A 15,011-nucleotide genomic window follows, 5' to 3' on the forward strand; every position below is an offset into this window, starting at 1 on the left:
ACGCTTTGATGCAGCAATTCGACTGCGATCAGCTCTCTATTTCTTGCGAAAGCGGTGCTCGGCTACAGTGTTCGCTACCAAGCAGCGCATGATATGATGACAACAACTGCATCTTGATGCGCGCGCTATTTGCATCAAGCAGCGTTGCACAACCAGTGCGCAGTACGAGTCGAGCGACTTTGTCCGCCTTAGCTCAATGAGCGTAGGCGGAAGCGAAGCCGATCAACGCTTGCGCGGAGACGCGAAGGGTTTCGCTTCGCTCTACCGATCCTACGGCATCGTAGCGGTAAATTACCCCAACAGCCCCTTCCCCGGCACGTGGTTGAGCTCGAGCCGGATGCCATCCGGATCTTCGAACAAAATCGAATAATATCCCGGCGCCCACTGATCCTCGCGCGGCGCACGGATGATCTTCGCGCCGAGCGTCTGGAGGAAGCCGTGCAGCTCATCGATGTCGGCGCGCTCGCGGGCGCGGAAGCACAGGTGATGCAAACCGACGCGCTTCTGCTCGAACGCCGCGCCTTCATGCTCGGCTGACGGCGCGCTGATGCCGACCGCGGTCCGGCCGCCGACGCAATAATAGGTCGTCTCGGTGTCGATCACGGGTTTCAGCCCGAGAAACGGCAGCAGCTCACGATAAAATTCGCGGGAACGTTTGTAATTCGAGGCGGTAAGAAAAATATGTGCGATGCCGTTGACTTCCATTGTTTTCCCCCTCCAATGCAACCCAAGGTAGCAGTACCGTTGATCGTCGAGCATACAGGAACAAGCGGGATTGAGAGCGGCGGGATGATTCATTCCGCACGGCGTTGCAGCGCTACGCTCCCGGCATGCGCTGTGTCACTTTTCGTGCTGGCGGCCGCCGGGCGCGCCGGCGCCGCCGATTGCGCGCTGGAGCAGCAGGGCGAAGGACGCGTCGCCGCCGTGATCGATACGCGCAGCCTCCGCCTTGAAGACGGCCGCGAAATCCGCCTGGCCGGCATCGCGCGTGGTGGAGCAGACAGGCCCAGCGGCAGGGCAGCCCTTGCCGCCATCGCGGCCGGCCGCGAGGTGACGCTGCGTGGCGACGACGACACGCCGGATCGCTATGGCCGCCAGGGCGCCTTTGTGTTCGTGGCCGGCTCGGAACACTCGGTGCAGAGCGAGCTGCTGCGCCGCGGCGAAGCACTGGCGTCCGTTGATATCGCAGACAAAAATTGCGCTGCCGCACTGGCTACCGCCGAGCGCGCGGCGCGAGATGCCAAATTGGGCATGTGGGCTGAAGCCACGGCCATAAAAAACGCGGAAAGTCCGGGCGATATTCTGTCCGCGATTGGGCACTTTGCGGTCGTCGAAGGCAGAGTTCTGTCCGTTCGGCAAGTGGGGGCGATCACCTACCTGAATTTCGGGCGTAACTGGACACGGGACTTTGCTGCGACTATTTCAAGGCGCATCATACCGGCGTTCGAGAGCGCCAACCTCGGGCCTAAGTCGCTCGAAAATCGAAGGATTCGTGTCCGCGGCGTTGTTTCGTCGCGGGGAGGACCACGGATCGAACTGCTTCGGGTGGGGCAGGTTGAGGTGCTGGGCGGGACATAGCGAGTGATTCGAAGACTGGGCACCGGTTTTCGTTTGGATCGGGCGCAAAATAGGGATGAGATCGGCGATCCCAATCGGGTCGTGGGTTTCAGTGGCTGATTTGACGCATCGTGCAAAACGGCGCGAAATAAACACGGGCTGCCGCCTTCTGGCTGCGCCGGCGTTACTGTGCGCCGCGCTCGCGCTCTCTTCCTGTGGAAATCTGGGAAAACTCGAGACCGCCGCGCCAGCGGTGCCGACGCCGAAGCCGAGCCGCACGGTCGCGCAGACGCCGGCCAGCGAGCGCGAGCATGAGCGCATTCTCGCCTCCTATGGCGGCGCCTATGACGATCCGCGGCTCGCGACGCTGATCGGCAAGACGGTCGACCGGCTGGTCGCGGCCTCCGACCGTCCCGAACAGCCCTACCGGGTGACCATCCTCAATTCCGGGGCCGTGAACGCCTTCGCGCTGCCGACCGGCCAGCTCTATGTGACGCGCGGCCTGGTGGCGCTGGCCAGCGACACCTCCGAATTGTCGTCGGTGCTGAGCCACGAAATGGCGCATGTCATCGCAAAACACGCCTCGATCCGGGAAGACCAGGCGCGGCAGGCGGCGGTGGTGACCCGTGTCGTCACCGACATGAGCAACGACCCCGATCTGACGGCGCTGGCGCTGGCGAAGACCAAACTGACGATGGCGAGCTTCTCGCGCGCGCAGGAATTCGAGGCTGACGGCATCGGTGTCAGCATCGCGGCCCGCGCCCATTTCGATCCCTATGGCGCGGCGCGCTTCCTCGCCTCCATGGAGCGCAATGCGGCGATGAAGGCCGGCAAGACCTCGCTCGATCCCCGCACGCAGGATTTCCTGTCCTCGCATCCGGCGACGCCCGAACGCGTGCAGAACGCGCAGGCCAGCGCCCGGCAATACACCTCGCCGCAGAGCGCCGAGCGCGACCGCGAGACCTATCTCGCCGCGATCGACAACCTCGTCTATGGCGAGGACCCCAGCGAAGGTTTCGTGCGTGGCCGGCGCTTCCTGCATCCCAAACTCGGCTTCACCTTCCAGGCCCCCGATACGTTCACGCTGGACAACACCGCGCAGGCCGTGATCGGCGTGCGCGAGGGCGGCACGCAGGCGATGCGCTTCGACGTGGTCCGCGTGCCGGCCGAACAGTCGCTCTCCGATTATCTCAACTCCGGCTGGATGGAAGGCGTCGACAAGGGCTCGACCGAAGACCTCATGATCAACGGTTTCCCGGTGGCATCGGCCTCGGCGAACGGCGATCAGTGGCAGTTCAAGGTCTTTGCGCTGCGCTACGGCAGCGACGTCTACCGTTTCATCTTCGCCGCCAAGCAGCGCAACACCGAGAGCGAGCGCAATGCCCGCGAAACGGTGAACTCGTTCCGACGCCTGACGCTGGAAGAGATCCAGGCCGCGCGTCCGTTGCGCATCAAGGTCATCACCGCGCAGCCCGGCGACACCGTGGAATCGCTCGCCCACCGCATGACCGGCGTCGACCGCCCCGCCGAGCGCTTCCGCATCCTCAACGGCCTCGACCAGCACGCCCAGGTCAAGCCGAGGGATCGCGTGAAGATCGTGGTGGATTGATCCAAAATCGTCCGCAGCCGTCATTGCGAGCGAAGCGAAGCAATCCATTTTACCACAAAGAGAATGGATTGCTTCGTCGCTTGCGCTCCTCGCGATGACGTGGAGAGATATTCACCGCCTCGTCCCGGCCTTAAGCGGGGACGGCGTGTTGAGAAAGCTCGTTCAATCCAGGCTACTGGACACTCACACGCGCACGCCAACGCGACTCGAAACTATCGTCGTCGATCATCCGCGCCTGCGCATCCATCGGGCCGCTACGTTTCTCCGTGGCGACGCTGACGGGCGACGCTACCTTGACCTTGGCTTGCGCGGGCGCCGCTGCGGCCCATCGCAACAAGGATTTCGGGATCACGGTCTTGCCGGCGTACCAGCATTTTCGCCCGTCGATCAGGCGCCAGGACCAATGTCCTTGCGTCTTGGACGCCGAAGCACTGCATTCCCTGATCGGCGCTTTGGCCTGCGCGGTCAGCATGCCAATCGGTACGAGCGCAGCAGTGCAAACGGCAAAGAAAAAGACAGGCCGAATCTGCATCTTCATCGGTCACTCCCCGCGGCTAGTTGAGCGCAGGAGCAACCTCGCCTTTTATTCTGGTCATAAGAGGTCGAAAATCTGACTGGCTTCCACGTCAAGGCCCTCAAAACGCCATCTCGGATGATCTCCGGTGGCCCCATCGAAGGGCGCGGACACTGCCCGCCGGACGCACGCATTCGCCGACTTGCTTTGCTGCTGCGGCTTCGTGACCAACTCTAGTCGGTGATCGCCCGCGCGCGCCACCGCGCTTCGAAACTGTTGGCGTATTCAAGCATCCGCGCTTGCGCGTCGAGTGGATCACCGAGTTTCCCCGTGACGATGGTTACCGGGACAACGGTTACCGGCACGGGCTTTGGATCGGCTTTCGCTTGCACCGACACCTTCGCCGGCCACTGCAACAGTGATTTCGAGATCATGGTCTTGCCGAGGTACCAGCATTTTCGTCCATCGATCAGGCGCCAGGACCAATAGCCTTGCGCATGCGAGCCCCGGGCGACACTGCATTCCACCGCCTTCGCATTTGCCCCGCCGGTTGGCATGAGGGCCGCGATACAAGCGGCGAAAAAGACCAGCAGAATTTGCGTCTTCATCGAATACCCCTGCGGTTCAATTAGATGTGGACAGCAGCCTCATCCTCAAATTTGGCCACAAATGGCCAGAAATTTGGCCACAATTCGGGCGAACGGCGGCACAACGGGTTGAGGTGAGACGGCAAAAATCTATCGGTGCGTGTGCAGGCGAGTTGTGTCGCCGCTCGACCGCGCCAATCGACGCCGGATCAGGAACAGATCCAGATGACCACGACCGCGATCGGCAAGCCCACGCCAAATGCGCTGAGCGTAGCCAAGGCGAACTCGGAGAGCAGATTTGCCTGGGGTCGTACATCAGGTAACGACATGGCGTTACTCCTTGGAGCCCCCACAAGCCCCCGGATGAACGATAAAGACCGCCTTTGGGCGACTCTTTGTAAGGCCGGATGCTGAGCGGATATGGTTAACACGAGGTTAACCGGCGGGCGCTCACGCTGCCGCAAGGCGTTCGGCCGCCGATGCACGGAGCCGACCCCCACCAAACAAAAAGCCCGGTCTCGCGACCGGGCTTTTCGTTTTAATCCCTGGAATTGGGATCCTTTCAGGCGGCTTCGTCCGCCACGGCCGCGTCGTCGCCATCGGCTTCGACATCGGCCTCGTCGGCTTCGCCGTCCGCTCCGGTCGCCTCAGTCTTGGCGCCGCGGCGCGGGCTCTTGGCGAGCTGGCTTTCGATTTCCTTGACCGCTTCGGTCTCCGTCGAATGCTGCACGACGGCGATTTCGCGCGACAGGCGATCGAGGGCTGCTTCATACAGCTGGCGCTCGCTGTAGGACTGCTCGGGCTGCGATTCCGAACGGTAGAGATCGCGGACCACTTCGGCGATCGCAACGATGTCGCCCGAATTGATCTTCGCTTCATATTCCTGCGCCCGGCGCGACCACATGGTCCGCTTGACGCGCGCACGGCCCTTGAGCGTCTCCAGCGCCTTCTTGACCAGCGCCGGCTCGGACAGCTTGCGCATGCCGACATTGGCGACCTTGGCGGTCGGCACGCGGAGCGTCATCTTGTCCTTCATGAAATTGATCACGAACAGCTCAAGCTTGGCGCCCGCGATCTCCTGCTCCTCGATGGCCAGAATCTGGCCGACGCCGTGGGCGGGATAGACCACGAATTCATTGGCCTTGAAGCCCTGACGCTGGGTCACGACCTTCTTCGGCTCCTCGACGCGCGGCGCAGCGGCAACCGGCTTGGCGGGGGCCTTCGGCGGAGCAACAACAACAGCGGCTTTCGGGGGCGCTGCCTTCACAGGGGTCTTCACGGGAGCTTTGGCAGCAACTTTCGACGCAGGGGTCTTCGAACCCGTCGCTTTCGCGGCAGTCTTGGCAGTCTTTTCTGGCATTGCGCTTCTTTTGTTCTTAGAGGACTTTGTGGCCGCAGCCCTCTTGGCTACCTTCACAGGCGCCTTGGCACGGCCTTTGGTTGCGCTGCGGCTGGCCGGAGCGGCTTTTTTCGTGGTCTTGGAAGCACTCTTTTTACGCGTTTTCTGTGACACAGCCTGCGCGCGGAACTGCCACGCCCCTGTTGGATGTTTTTACGGGAACCCACCGGGGCCAAAGATACGCATTGGCCAGGATCGGCTTATAATGTGCCCAATATAGCACATTTTCCGCAAAAATCAATGATTTACGCCGGGTTCCGGGCCCTTACGGGGCCGTATCCGCCATAAGTCCAATAACAGGGTTAAATCGGCAACGCTGGTTCGGTTCAGTTTGGGGCCGAAAACAGGCTCAACGAGCCCTTAAACTTATCCACAGGCTAGTCGCCGGAGCCGGGTTCCTTGGAAAAATATTTCTCGAACTTGCCTTCGACACCCTCGAATTCTTTCGCGTCGGGCGGCATGTCCTTCTTCTGGGTGATGTTGGGCCAGCTCTTGGCGTACTCGGTGTTGACCTCGAGCCACTTCTCGAGGCCGGGCTCGGTGTCCGGCTTGATGGCGTCGGCGGGACATTCGGGTTCGCAGACGCCGCAGTCGATGCATTCGTCGGGATGGATGACCAGCATGTTCTCGCCCTCGTAGAAGCAGTCGACGGGGCAGACTTCAACGCAGTCGGTATATTTGCATTTGATGCAGGCTTCAGTGACGACGTAAGTCATCCAACGCTCCGAAACGATCGATTATCCGGGGTTTGCGTAGCGCATGCAGTGCGCTGCCGCAAGGGAAGCGGCGGGCCGCAAACGGCCGTTTTCAGGCCTCGCCGCCAGCTCTGTGCACTTAGTCACTCTTTGTGATTCTGCAAATCATCGTAGAGCACGCGTGCCGCCGTAGCATCGCCGCGCCGCTCGGAAAATCCCGTCACCTTGAGGACGCGCACGCTGTGATCGAGCGCGATGGTGAGCACGTCGCCGATCTTCACCGCGTGTCCCGGCGCCTTCTCGCGCACGCCGTTGATGCGGACGTGGCCGGCTTCGACGAGCGCGGCAGCGGAGGTGCGGGCCTTCACTACCCGCGCATGCCACAGCCACTTGTCGAGACGCTGCCGCTCCAATCAGTATCTCTCGATTATTCTTTCCGGCCGGCGAGCTGTTCCTTCAGCGCCGCCAGTTTTGCGAACGGCGAATTCGGATCGACCGGACGGTCGCGCTCGCGTGGCGCGGCGCTGGTCGCCCATTGACGGTGCGAGGGGCCGCTGTCGCGCTTGTCACGGCCGCCCTTGTCGCGTCCACCGAAATCACGGCCGCCGCGCTCGCCCTTGTCGCGGCCACCGCCGCCCTTGTTGCGGTCGCCCTTGTTGCGATCGAATTTGTCGCGGCGATCGCCGTCGCGGCCCTTGCCTTCAAAGCGCTCGCGGGGCGGACGCTCCTGACGCACTTCTGCCGTCGGTGCGCCCTCAACAGCCGCCACTGGTGTAGCCGTGGCATCCGCCGGCGCACCCTCGCGGGGCTTTCTGAATTCGTTGTTACGGCGGCCACGGCGATGGCGCTGCTCGCGCGGCGCGGCCTCGGCGCCTTCGCCGCTGGCTGGTGCTGCGGCGCCTTCGGCCGGGCGGCCGCGATGGCGCTGGCGGTTGCGATCCTGATGCGGGCGGCGCTCCTCGGAACGGCCGCCGGGCCGCCAGACTTCGACGAGCACAGGCTCGGCCGGCGCTTCGGCCTTGGCTTCTGCGGCGGGCGCATCAGCAGCAGGCGCTTCAACAGCACCGGCTTCAGATGGCGCGGCCTCGCTGGCCGCAATGGGCTCCGCGGCAGCTTCAGGCGCGCTTGCCGCTTCGACCCGTTCCACCGGCGCTTCTGCGGCCGGGGCTTCGGCGGCAGGCTCCGCTGCGGCTTCGACAGGCGCCGTCTCGATGGCCACGGCGGGCGCTTCGTTGACCGGCGTGACATTGGGCAGCAGCGAGGCTGACGGTGCGGGATCGCCTGACATCGACAGGTCGGCGACGACTTCTTCGACCGGCGTCTCTGCCGTCGTGTCCACATTTGTCTCGGCGCTCGCCTCAACCGGCGGCGTCTCGGCGGCGACGGTCTCGGCAACGACTTCAGGCGCGGGCTTCGGCGGCAGCGGCGCGCGCTTGTCCATGCGATAGCCGAGCGCGCGCAGGATCGAGGCAAAATCTTCGCCGGCAGATCCGGTCAGCGAGGTCATCGCCTGTGTCACCACAAAGCCGCGGCCATCGAATGCGCCGGTCGGTTTCTCGCCGGGCGACGACTCGCGCCACGCTAGCGCGGGACGAATGAGATCGGCGAGCCGCTCCAGAATATCGACGCGCACCGCGCGCTCGCCGCACTGGCGATAGCCGAGCACGCGATAGGCGTCGCGATGCAGCGCCTTGTCGACCGGGAAAGACGTGCGGCCCGAGCTCGCCAGATGCTGCGCGCCCGACAGCGCCGACATGTCGACATTGTCCTGCTTCTCGGCCCACAGCAGGGACGCCAGCGCGCGCGCCGCGGGCTTCAACAGCCCGGGGAAATAGATGTGATAGGCGCCGAACCGCACGCCGTATTTGCGCAGCGTCGCGCGCGAGGCCTGGTCGAGATCCTTCATCTCGGCGGAAATCTTTGCGCGCTCCAGCACGCCGAGCGCTTCGACCAATTGGAACGCGATGCCGCGCCCGATGCCGGTGATGTCCTCGGCCTTCGACAATCCGAACAGCGGGCCGAGCAGCTTTTCGATATGCGTCTTCAGCCACAGATCGAGCCGCGCCTGCACCGCCTCGCGTGGCGCGCCTGAGAGCCGATCGTCGGCAATGATGCGGATGCGCGGATGCAGCGCATCGTCGGCCGCGACGAGCTTTGCGACCGCGTCGCCGGTCCAGCGGATGGTGCCGTCGGAGGTCAGCACGAACTGGTCGTCGGGCGCGGCGGCAAGCTTTGTGGCGCGCGTGTCGATCTCGCTGGCGAGCACCTGCTGGGCAGCCGCCTGCAACGCCTTGGCATCCGAGCCGGCTTCCGCCGCATCGGGTGCAAAGGTAAATCCATCGAGCCGGCCGATGGCGTGGCCTTCCACAATCACTTCGCCGGTCTTGCCAATTTCCGTATTCAAAACACTGTTCTCCCGCAGGCGGCGCATCAATACACTGGTCCGCCGGTCAACGAAACGCTCCGTTAGCCGTTCATGGAGCGCATCGGATAATTTATTTTCGACCTCGCGGGCGATCCCCTGCCAGTGATCGGGGTCGGACAGCCAGTCCGGGCGGTTGGCGACGAAGGTCCAGGTGCGGATTTGCGCGATCCGGCCCGACAGCGTGTCGATATCGCCGGTGACGCGGTCGGCCTGGTCGACCTGGGCGGCGAACCATGCGTCCGGTATGCGGCCCCTCTTCATCAGGAATGCATAAAGCGTAGTCACGAGCTCGGCGTGGGCCGCGGGCGCCAGCCGGCGGTAATCCGGGATCTGGCAGGCGTCCCACAGCCGTTCCACGGCGGATGCGCCGTGGGCCATGTCCCTCACCTCGCCGTCGCGGGCGGCGTGATCGAGCACGCGCTGATCCTCGGCGATCGGCGCGCGGGTCAAGGCCTCATGCCCGGGCGGCAGGGCCAGCGAGACCTGCAACGCGCCGAGCGAAGAAAAATCCAGCTTCGAATTGCGCCACTGCAGCATTTTGACGCTGTCAAAGGTGTGGTTCTGCAGCGCGTTCACCAGCTCCGGCTCGAACGGCGCGCAGCGCCCCGTGGTGCCGAAAGTGCCGTTGCGGGTGGCGCGGCCGGCGCGGCCCGCGATCTGCGCGAACTCCGACGGATTGAGCCTGCGGAACTGATAGCCGTCGTATTTGCGGTCGGAGGCAAACGCCACATGATCGACGTCGAGGTTCAGCCCCATGCCGACCGCATCGGTGGCGACGAGATAATCGACGTCGCCGTTCTGGAACATTTCCACCTGCGCATTGCGCGTGCGCGGCGACAGCGAGCCCAATACGACAGCCGCGCCGCCATGCTGGCGGCGGATCAGTTCGGCGATGGCGTAGACTTCATCGGCGGAGAACGCGACGATCGCGGTGCGCCTTGGCTGGCGCGTGATCTTGCGGTCGCCGGCGAATTCGAGCTGCGACAATCGCGGCCGGGTGATGATGGACGCGCCCGGCAGCAGCCGCTCGATGATCGGGCGCATGGTGGCGGCGCCCAGCAGCAGCGTCTCGTCGCGGCCGCGGCGATGCAGGATGCGGTCGGTGAACACATGCCCGCGCTCGAGATCGGCCGCGATCTGGATTTCATCGACGGCGAGAAAACTCACATCGAGATCGCGCGGCATCGCCTCGACGGTCGACACCCAGTAGCGCGGGTTCTTCGGCTTGATCTTCTCTTCACCGGTGATGAGCGCGACGCTTTCTGCGCCCGCGCGGTCCGCGATCTTGTTGTAGACCTCGCGCGCGAGCAGCCGCAGCGGCAGGCCGATCACGCCGGAGGAATGCCCCAGCATCCGCTCGATCGCCAGATGCGTCTTGCCGGTGTTGGTCGGCCCGAGCACGGCGGTGACGCCGGCGCCGGGCGCGCGATCAGCCCCGTAGGAGGAAGGTGAGAAAGCCATGTGTTGCAGGTGTTTCTTTTAACTTGGGGTGCCCGAACCGTCATTGCGAGCGAAGCGAAGCAATCCATTGCGCGGCACGTGGAGGCATGGATTGCTTCGTCGCTACGCTCCTCGCAATGACGGGAAGCCCTTCTGGTTCCTTAGCGTCAATTCCGCCGATTCTGTTTCATTCTGCGACGGCGATGCGGTCGCGGCTTAAGCTCTGGAACGAGTCTGGAACGAAACGCGCCCGAATCGCTGACTCTTACCCAAACCCGATACGTTCACCGCAACATCTCGCGCTGAAGCGCTTCGGACGGCACTAGATCAAGTTTACACGGGCTCCACAAGCGGCGGTCTGGGGGTGAATTTCTTAATGGTCGGAGTCGAATCAGAAGTGGTCAAGAGTCAACATGATTCATGCTGGTTGTGCCGATGATGCCGCGAAAGAAGCTCTGCTCCCTCTCCCCGTCCTTTACGGGGTCGAGACGAGCGAAGCTCGCTCTTAGAGGGTCGGGGTGAGGGGCTCTCTCGACGAGCCGTGTCCGTGGAGACAGCCCCTCACCCGGATTGCTGCGCAATCCGACCTCTAAGAGCGAGCTTCGCTCGTCTCGACCCCGCGAAGAGCGGGGCGAGGTGACTTCCTAGGCTCAATTCGTCTTCGCCACCCGCGGCGGCATCGCGGTGGTCACGAACGACGTCGCCTCCAGCATCGCAGGGCCGAACGGCGTCGGTATCGTCATGCGGAAGGGAACCAGCACGCGGGTTCCCGCGATCGGCACGAAGGCGATCTCGATCCGGCGTTCGGTGGCGAGGTATTTGATCACGGGGCGGTCGGGGATGTAGCCCGCGACCGGCGTGAAGTAGATGGCGCAGACCAGCGCCGGCCCGTGATAGCCGCGCTCGGCCTTCACCGTTTCCATGCGCTTGTAATCGAGCTTGAGGTCGTAGCGCAGCCGGCCGTCAAAGATCCCCGCCGCCGTCCGGCAGGAATCCGGCGACAGCAGCTCGGCATTGCCTGGCACGCGCAGCATCGAGCCGGTCATGGGATCGAGCACGTTTTTGCGATGCGCGTCGGTGACCACGACCCGGTCCGGATCGACCGGCGGCGCCGGATCGATCGAAAAATCCTTCACATTGCCATTGGCCAGCACCAGGCGGATGGTTTCGGACTTCTTCTGCGTGGTGGTGGTGGCGGTATAGGCATTCGGCACCAGCGCGCCGTTGACGATGCGGCCCTGGCTGGCGCCGGAACCCGTGCCGCCCGAAAACGCCTTCAACAGGCCCGCAGTGCCGCCTTGGGCTGCGGCCGAAAACGTGTCGTCGCCGATTTCGATGGTCCAGGCGCCCTTGCCGACCGGAATGCCCGCCAGCGTCGCCTCATACTGCGCATCCAGCCGGCCCTGCGCGGACGCGGCCTGCGGCGCCAGCGCAGCGAGCGCAACGGCGCACAGGCTGAAACCGAGCCTTGAGAGCGGCGAAACGGCGCGTGTGGCGGTCACGAATGGCTTGTCCCGGGATCGGCGCTGGCTGATGGTCATTTAGGCAGAAATATCCGGCAAACAACGCGCAAGCTTAAGCGAAACCCACGCTTCAATCAGACCTCTCGTCAGCCCTCCCGCCTCTCTGCGGAAGACCAAAGGCCCTAACCCATCACGAAAGCCATGGTGTCGGCGGGGATTGCGCCCTTTATATGATCCCTTAAGTCGCTGGAAATCGGCCCAATTCCGCGGTTCGGACCTCGGCTTTTTCAAAGCGCAGCCTGCCCCGGCCCTGGACCCCGGCGCGAATTTCCGGTTGGCGTGAAGAAACCGCGTCAAAACAAGGGGCTTGGGCTCCCGGAACGGGGGTCACGCCGCCCAAAAACCTTGACCGCGTGGCCGTCTCCCCCTATACGACCGCAGTTCCTGGAAATGGACGCGATTTTGGACCCCCGCGCAGCCGCGAGACGCGCTTGCCTATGGCGGGGATGGAAGAGGATTTTCAGATGTCCCGGCGCTGCGAACTGACGGCCAAGGGCCCCCAGACGGGCCACAAGGTGAGCCACTCGAACATCAAGACCAAGCGGCGCTTCCTGCCGAACCTGGTCAACGTCACCTTCATCTCGGACGCGCTCGCCCGCAACGTGCGCCTGCGCGTCTCGACCAATGCGCTCAAGAGCGTCGACCACAATGGCGGCCTCGATGCCTATTTGATCAAGGCCAAGGCCGACGTGCTCTCGCCCCGCGCGCTCGATCTCAAGCGCGCGATCGAGAAGAAGGTCGGCAAGCCGGTGTTCGTGAAGAAGGCGAGCTGAGCTTTAGCTGCATCGGCGGATCGAAGTTTTAAACGGCCAGGTCGAAAGACCCGGCCGCTTTTGTTTTGGAATGCACCGCACTCACTCTCCGTCATGGCCGGGCTTGCCCCGGGGCCATCCACGTCTTTCGTCTTTAGTAGCCACCGTATTTTCACGGTGTGATTAGACGCGTATGCGCGCTTGCCCACGCCCTCCGGTTGCTCTTGTATGACGACAGGTCTGGGGGGTCTTTGGTCATGCGTAATCTGGGATTCGTGGTGCTTTGCGCCGCGTTGGGCGGCTGCGTTTCAACCGGCGAAACCATTGCGTTCCGCACTTCCAATCCACAGCAACAGGCGATGATGCGCGACGGGCAACCGGCGCTCGTCTCACGCCAGAAGAATTCGCTGGTGCTGGTCCGCCCAGCCTCGCGTCAACTGCAGGCGAACGGGCGACCGGTGTTTGTCGTCGGCATCAACAACGTCGGAAAGCAGCCGACGGAATTTCGCGTTGCTCAGGTAGAAGCCACACAGCACGTCGGCGGCTCCGATTTCGGAATGCAGATCGTCACGTTCGAAATGCTGCAGCAGGAAGAAAAAAACCGCCAGGTGGCGGCAGCCATTCTCACTGGCGTTGCCGGCGCCGCAAATTCCTACAGCGCGTCTCGCGCTGGCTACGGAAGCTATACGACCCCGAGCGGTCGCTCCGGCACCTTCTACAGCCCGACAGCCGCCGCGATCGCACAGAACAACGCCGCTATTCAGAACGAAGCCATGTTCGCCGCCACCATCGAAACGGGACAGCGCAACATGGCCGCGCTTGAGCAGACGGTCATCAAGGACAACACGCTGATGCCCGGCGAATGGTACGGCGGCCAGTTGCACATTGCGCCCCCAACCGATCAGGCTGGCGGCCAAAAGAGCTACACGATTGTTATTACCGTCGGACAGGATCGGCACGTGGTGGACATCAATCAAGGGCCTGCGGGAACGTAATGCTGAGCGTGCGGCCCCATGGTGAGGCGACTATGCACATTTGTTGGATGTGGCCGAGGCCGGTAGAGCGCGGTCTTTTTTGTTTGTTGGGCTCAATGCCGAAGAATGGCCTTTAGACCAAAGCCTCGTCTAAAGTGCGCCGAATACGCTCGCGCCCAAGTTGCGCTTCTGCTATTAGTGGCAGATTAATTGATCCATTATTTGCAGCATGACGCAGGACGAATTGCCTTCGAAGCAAAAGCCCAAGACCAAACCTCGTCGCCAACCGGTCAGGGCGTTCTCTCCCGTTGACGTCTTCGATACAACAGATCCAGGCGACGCAACTCAACAAAACTTCCGTTACCAGCACGCGTATGGCGTCATGCTCCTCGTGAGCGGCAAGCTCAAGTTACGCCCTTACCTGGCGATCTGGTGCGAACACCATGAAGACTATCTAGCCGAGAGAGACGATAAGAAATTTGATGCCTATCAGATAAAGACGTCTAGGCCGGAGAGCGGCGCTTGGAAACTTAATGATCTCGGACTGATAAAGACTATTGGTCGCTTTGTTGAACTCGTCGACGAATTTGGGGACGCGATAGAGCACCTGCTATTCGTCTCGAATACCGAGTGCGAAATAATAGGCCCGGACAACAAGAATGATCGGCTTAGGGCCCAATGCCCTCGACTGTTCTTGGAGCATGTTCGTTCGTGCAAAGCACCCGACAACATAAACGAGGTCTTCAAACCCACCTTTTTGAACCTCCAGGCGGAGTGCGGCTGCTCCGGTGAGTTACTACTTCGTGTTCTAAATCGCATGGATATCATTCCGGACCATCCCGTGGCGAAATCGATGCAGCCTTGTCGCACGAGCACATCGCTAAACTCGACACCTGCAAGTCACTCGACGCAGAAAAGCTTGACGGCTTTCGTGACCACCTCGTCGGCGTCGTTTACCGCGCATCTTCCCTGCAAGTAGAGGACCCAATTCGACACCTACGCCCCCTCATTGATGGCACCGACATCGACCCGCGACTGGCCGCCAAGCGACTCCCGGTCGATCGCCTGGCTGCTTACGCGGCCGAATCGAACGGGCCGATGATGTTCCAGTATATCGGCGAGAGTCTCATTGAACTCGGCCGATTAAGATCGCCGTCGATTCTGCGACAGAAACTTACGGCCGGCGGTTTGGAAGAAGAAGTAGATTACATGTCAGCGCGAGAACGCTCTGCCGAACGGCATCTCCTTGAAGACATTGCGCGGCGACCAGAGCGTTACCCAGAATTGGCGAAACAGATTGAACAAGTTGTTCTTGGCGAATGTCGCGAGGCCCATCTGCGCGCGCGTGAGAAACCATCGCCTTACGGAGCAGCCATGATGATCGATGTCCAGGACAGACTCCGGAGGACAGCAAGAGAAGAGGCAGCGCTTGTGGGCAATCACACCTACGAGTGCCTGATCGGAATGGCGGGCCTCCTAACGAGCGAGTGCGTCATATGGTGGAGCCCGCGCTTTCATATCGATCCTGAGCTATAG

Annotated in this window: 14 protein-coding genes; 6 read left to right on the plus strand and 8 right to left on the minus strand. The window is 62.6% G+C overall.

Annotated features, from left to right (window positions below):
• Window positions 1-291 precede the first annotated feature (291 nt).
• Complete coding sequence (locus ACPPVP_RS41555; protein WP_426529695.1) at window positions 292-705, minus strand: VOC family protein; 414 nt, start codon at window positions 703-705, stop codon at window positions 292-294.
• Between the two features lie 84 nt (window positions 706-789).
• Between ACPPVP_RS41555 and ACPPVP_RS41560 the strand changes: the two genes are divergently transcribed.
• Window positions 790-1,578, plus strand: coding sequence for a thermonuclease family protein (locus ACPPVP_RS41560; RefSeq protein ID WP_426529697.1), 789 nt, complete (start codon window positions 790-792; stop codon window positions 1,576-1,578).
• Between the two features lie 100 nt (window positions 1,579-1,678).
• Window positions 1,679-3,166: a M48 family metalloprotease gene (locus ACPPVP_RS41565; protein WP_426538346.1), complete on the plus strand. Its 1,488-nt coding sequence runs from the start codon at window positions 1,679-1,681 to the stop codon at window positions 3,164-3,166.
• 172 nt (window positions 3,167-3,338) lie between these two features.
• Here ACPPVP_RS41565 and ACPPVP_RS41570 read toward each other — a convergent pair whose 3' ends face one another.
• From ACPPVP_RS41570 to ACPPVP_RS41600, 7 genes are all read right to left on the minus strand, one after another.
• Window positions 3,339-3,704, minus strand: coding sequence for a hypothetical protein (locus ACPPVP_RS41570; RefSeq protein WP_426529699.1), 366 nt, complete (start codon window positions 3,702-3,704; stop codon window positions 3,339-3,341).
• 209 nt (window positions 3,705-3,913) lie between these two features.
• On the minus strand, window positions 3,914-4,288 hold the full coding sequence (locus tag ACPPVP_RS41575) for a hypothetical protein (protein WP_426529701.1): 375 nt from the start codon (window positions 4,286-4,288) through the stop codon (window positions 3,914-3,916).
• A gap of 541 nt (window positions 4,289-4,829) precedes the next feature.
• On the minus strand, window positions 4,830-5,534 hold the full coding sequence (locus ACPPVP_RS41580; protein ID WP_426529703.1) for a CarD family transcriptional regulator: 705 nt from the start codon (window positions 5,532-5,534) through the stop codon (window positions 4,830-4,832).
• 509 nt (window positions 5,535-6,043) lie between these two features.
• Window positions 6,044-6,382 carry a ferredoxin FdxA gene (fdxA, locus tag ACPPVP_RS41585; protein WP_247521875.1) on the minus strand — a complete coding sequence of 113 codons (339 nt, stop codon included), beginning with the start codon at window positions 6,380-6,382 and terminating at the stop codon, window positions 6,044-6,046.
• Between the two features lie 122 nt (window positions 6,383-6,504).
• Window positions 6,505-6,774 carry an RNA-binding S4 domain-containing protein gene (locus ACPPVP_RS41590; RefSeq protein ID WP_426529705.1) on the minus strand — a complete coding sequence of 90 codons (270 nt, stop codon included), beginning with the start codon at window positions 6,772-6,774 and terminating at the stop codon, window positions 6,505-6,507.
• Window positions 6,775-6,788: 14 nt separating this feature from the next.
• On the minus strand, window positions 6,789-10,247 hold the full coding sequence (locus tag ACPPVP_RS41595) for a helicase-related protein (protein WP_426529707.1): 3,459 nt from the start codon (window positions 10,245-10,247) through the stop codon (window positions 6,789-6,791).
• Between the two features lie 629 nt (window positions 10,248-10,876).
• Entirely contained in the window at window positions 10,877-11,767 is an 891-nt protein-coding gene (locus tag ACPPVP_RS41600; RefSeq protein ID WP_426529709.1) for a DUF3108 domain-containing protein, read from the minus strand.
• A 446-nt stretch (window positions 11,768-12,213) separates the two neighbouring features.
• Between ACPPVP_RS41600 and rpmB the strand changes: the two genes are divergently transcribed.
• The 4 genes from rpmB (at window position 12,214) to ACPPVP_RS41620 (ending at window position 15,011) form a co-directional block, all read left to right on the plus strand.
• Window positions 12,214-12,522, plus strand: coding sequence for a 50S ribosomal protein L28 (rpmB, locus tag ACPPVP_RS41605; protein WP_108512821.1), 309 nt, complete (start codon window positions 12,214-12,216; stop codon window positions 12,520-12,522).
• A gap of 257 nt (window positions 12,523-12,779) precedes the next feature.
• Window positions 12,780-13,496, plus strand: coding sequence for a hypothetical protein (locus ACPPVP_RS41610; RefSeq protein WP_426529711.1), 717 nt, complete (start codon window positions 12,780-12,782; stop codon window positions 13,494-13,496).
• Between the two features lie 361 nt (window positions 13,497-13,857).
• Window positions 13,858-14,454, plus strand: coding sequence for a dsDNA nuclease domain-containing protein (locus tag ACPPVP_RS41615; protein WP_426538348.1), 597 nt, complete (start codon window positions 13,858-13,860; stop codon window positions 14,452-14,454).
• Window positions 14,337-15,011 carry a hypothetical protein gene (locus ACPPVP_RS41620; protein ID WP_426538445.1) on the plus strand — a complete coding sequence of 225 codons (675 nt, stop codon included), beginning with the start codon at window positions 14,337-14,339 and terminating at the stop codon, window positions 15,009-15,011. The genes ACPPVP_RS41615 and ACPPVP_RS41620 overlap by 118 nt, the downstream gene beginning before the upstream one ends.

The sequence above is a fragment of the Bradyrhizobium sp. McL0615 genome (genome assembly GCF_049993905.1).
Lineage (GTDB): Bacteria > Pseudomonadota > Alphaproteobacteria > Rhizobiales > Xanthobacteraceae > Bradyrhizobium.

Bases quoted from the DNA above. Each gene is read 5' to 3' on its own strand.
- ACPPVP_RS41555 (WP_426529695.1), bottom strand. From the start codon at position 705: ATGGAAGTCAACGGCATCGCACATATTTTTCTTACCGCCTCGAATTAC.
- rpmB (WP_108512821.1), top strand. From the start codon at position 12,214: ATGTCCCGGCGCTGCGAACTGACGGCCAAGGGCCCCCAGACGGGCCAC.
- ACPPVP_RS41595 (WP_426529707.1), bottom strand. From the start codon at position 10,247: ATGGCTTTCTCACCTTCCTCCTACGGGGCTGATCGCGCGCCCGGCGCC.
- fdxA (WP_247521875.1), bottom strand. From the start codon at position 6,382: ATGACTTACGTCGTCACTGAAGCCTGCATCAAATGCAAATATACCGAC.
- ACPPVP_RS41570 (WP_426529699.1), bottom strand. From the start codon at position 3,704: ATGAAGATGCAGATTCGGCCTGTCTTTTTCTTTGCCGTTTGCACTGCT.
- ACPPVP_RS41575 (WP_426529701.1), bottom strand. From the start codon at position 4,288: ATGAAGACGCAAATTCTGCTGGTCTTTTTCGCCGCTTGTATCGCGGCC.
- ACPPVP_RS41615 (WP_426538348.1), top strand. From the start codon at position 13,858: ATGCTCCTCGTGAGCGGCAAGCTCAAGTTACGCCCTTACCTGGCGATC.
- ACPPVP_RS41560 (WP_426529697.1), top strand. From the start codon at position 790: ATGATTCATTCCGCACGGCGTTGCAGCGCTACGCTCCCGGCATGCGCT.
- ACPPVP_RS41600 (WP_426529709.1), bottom strand. From the start codon at position 11,767: ATGACCATCAGCCAGCGCCGATCCCGGGACAAGCCATTCGTGACCGCC.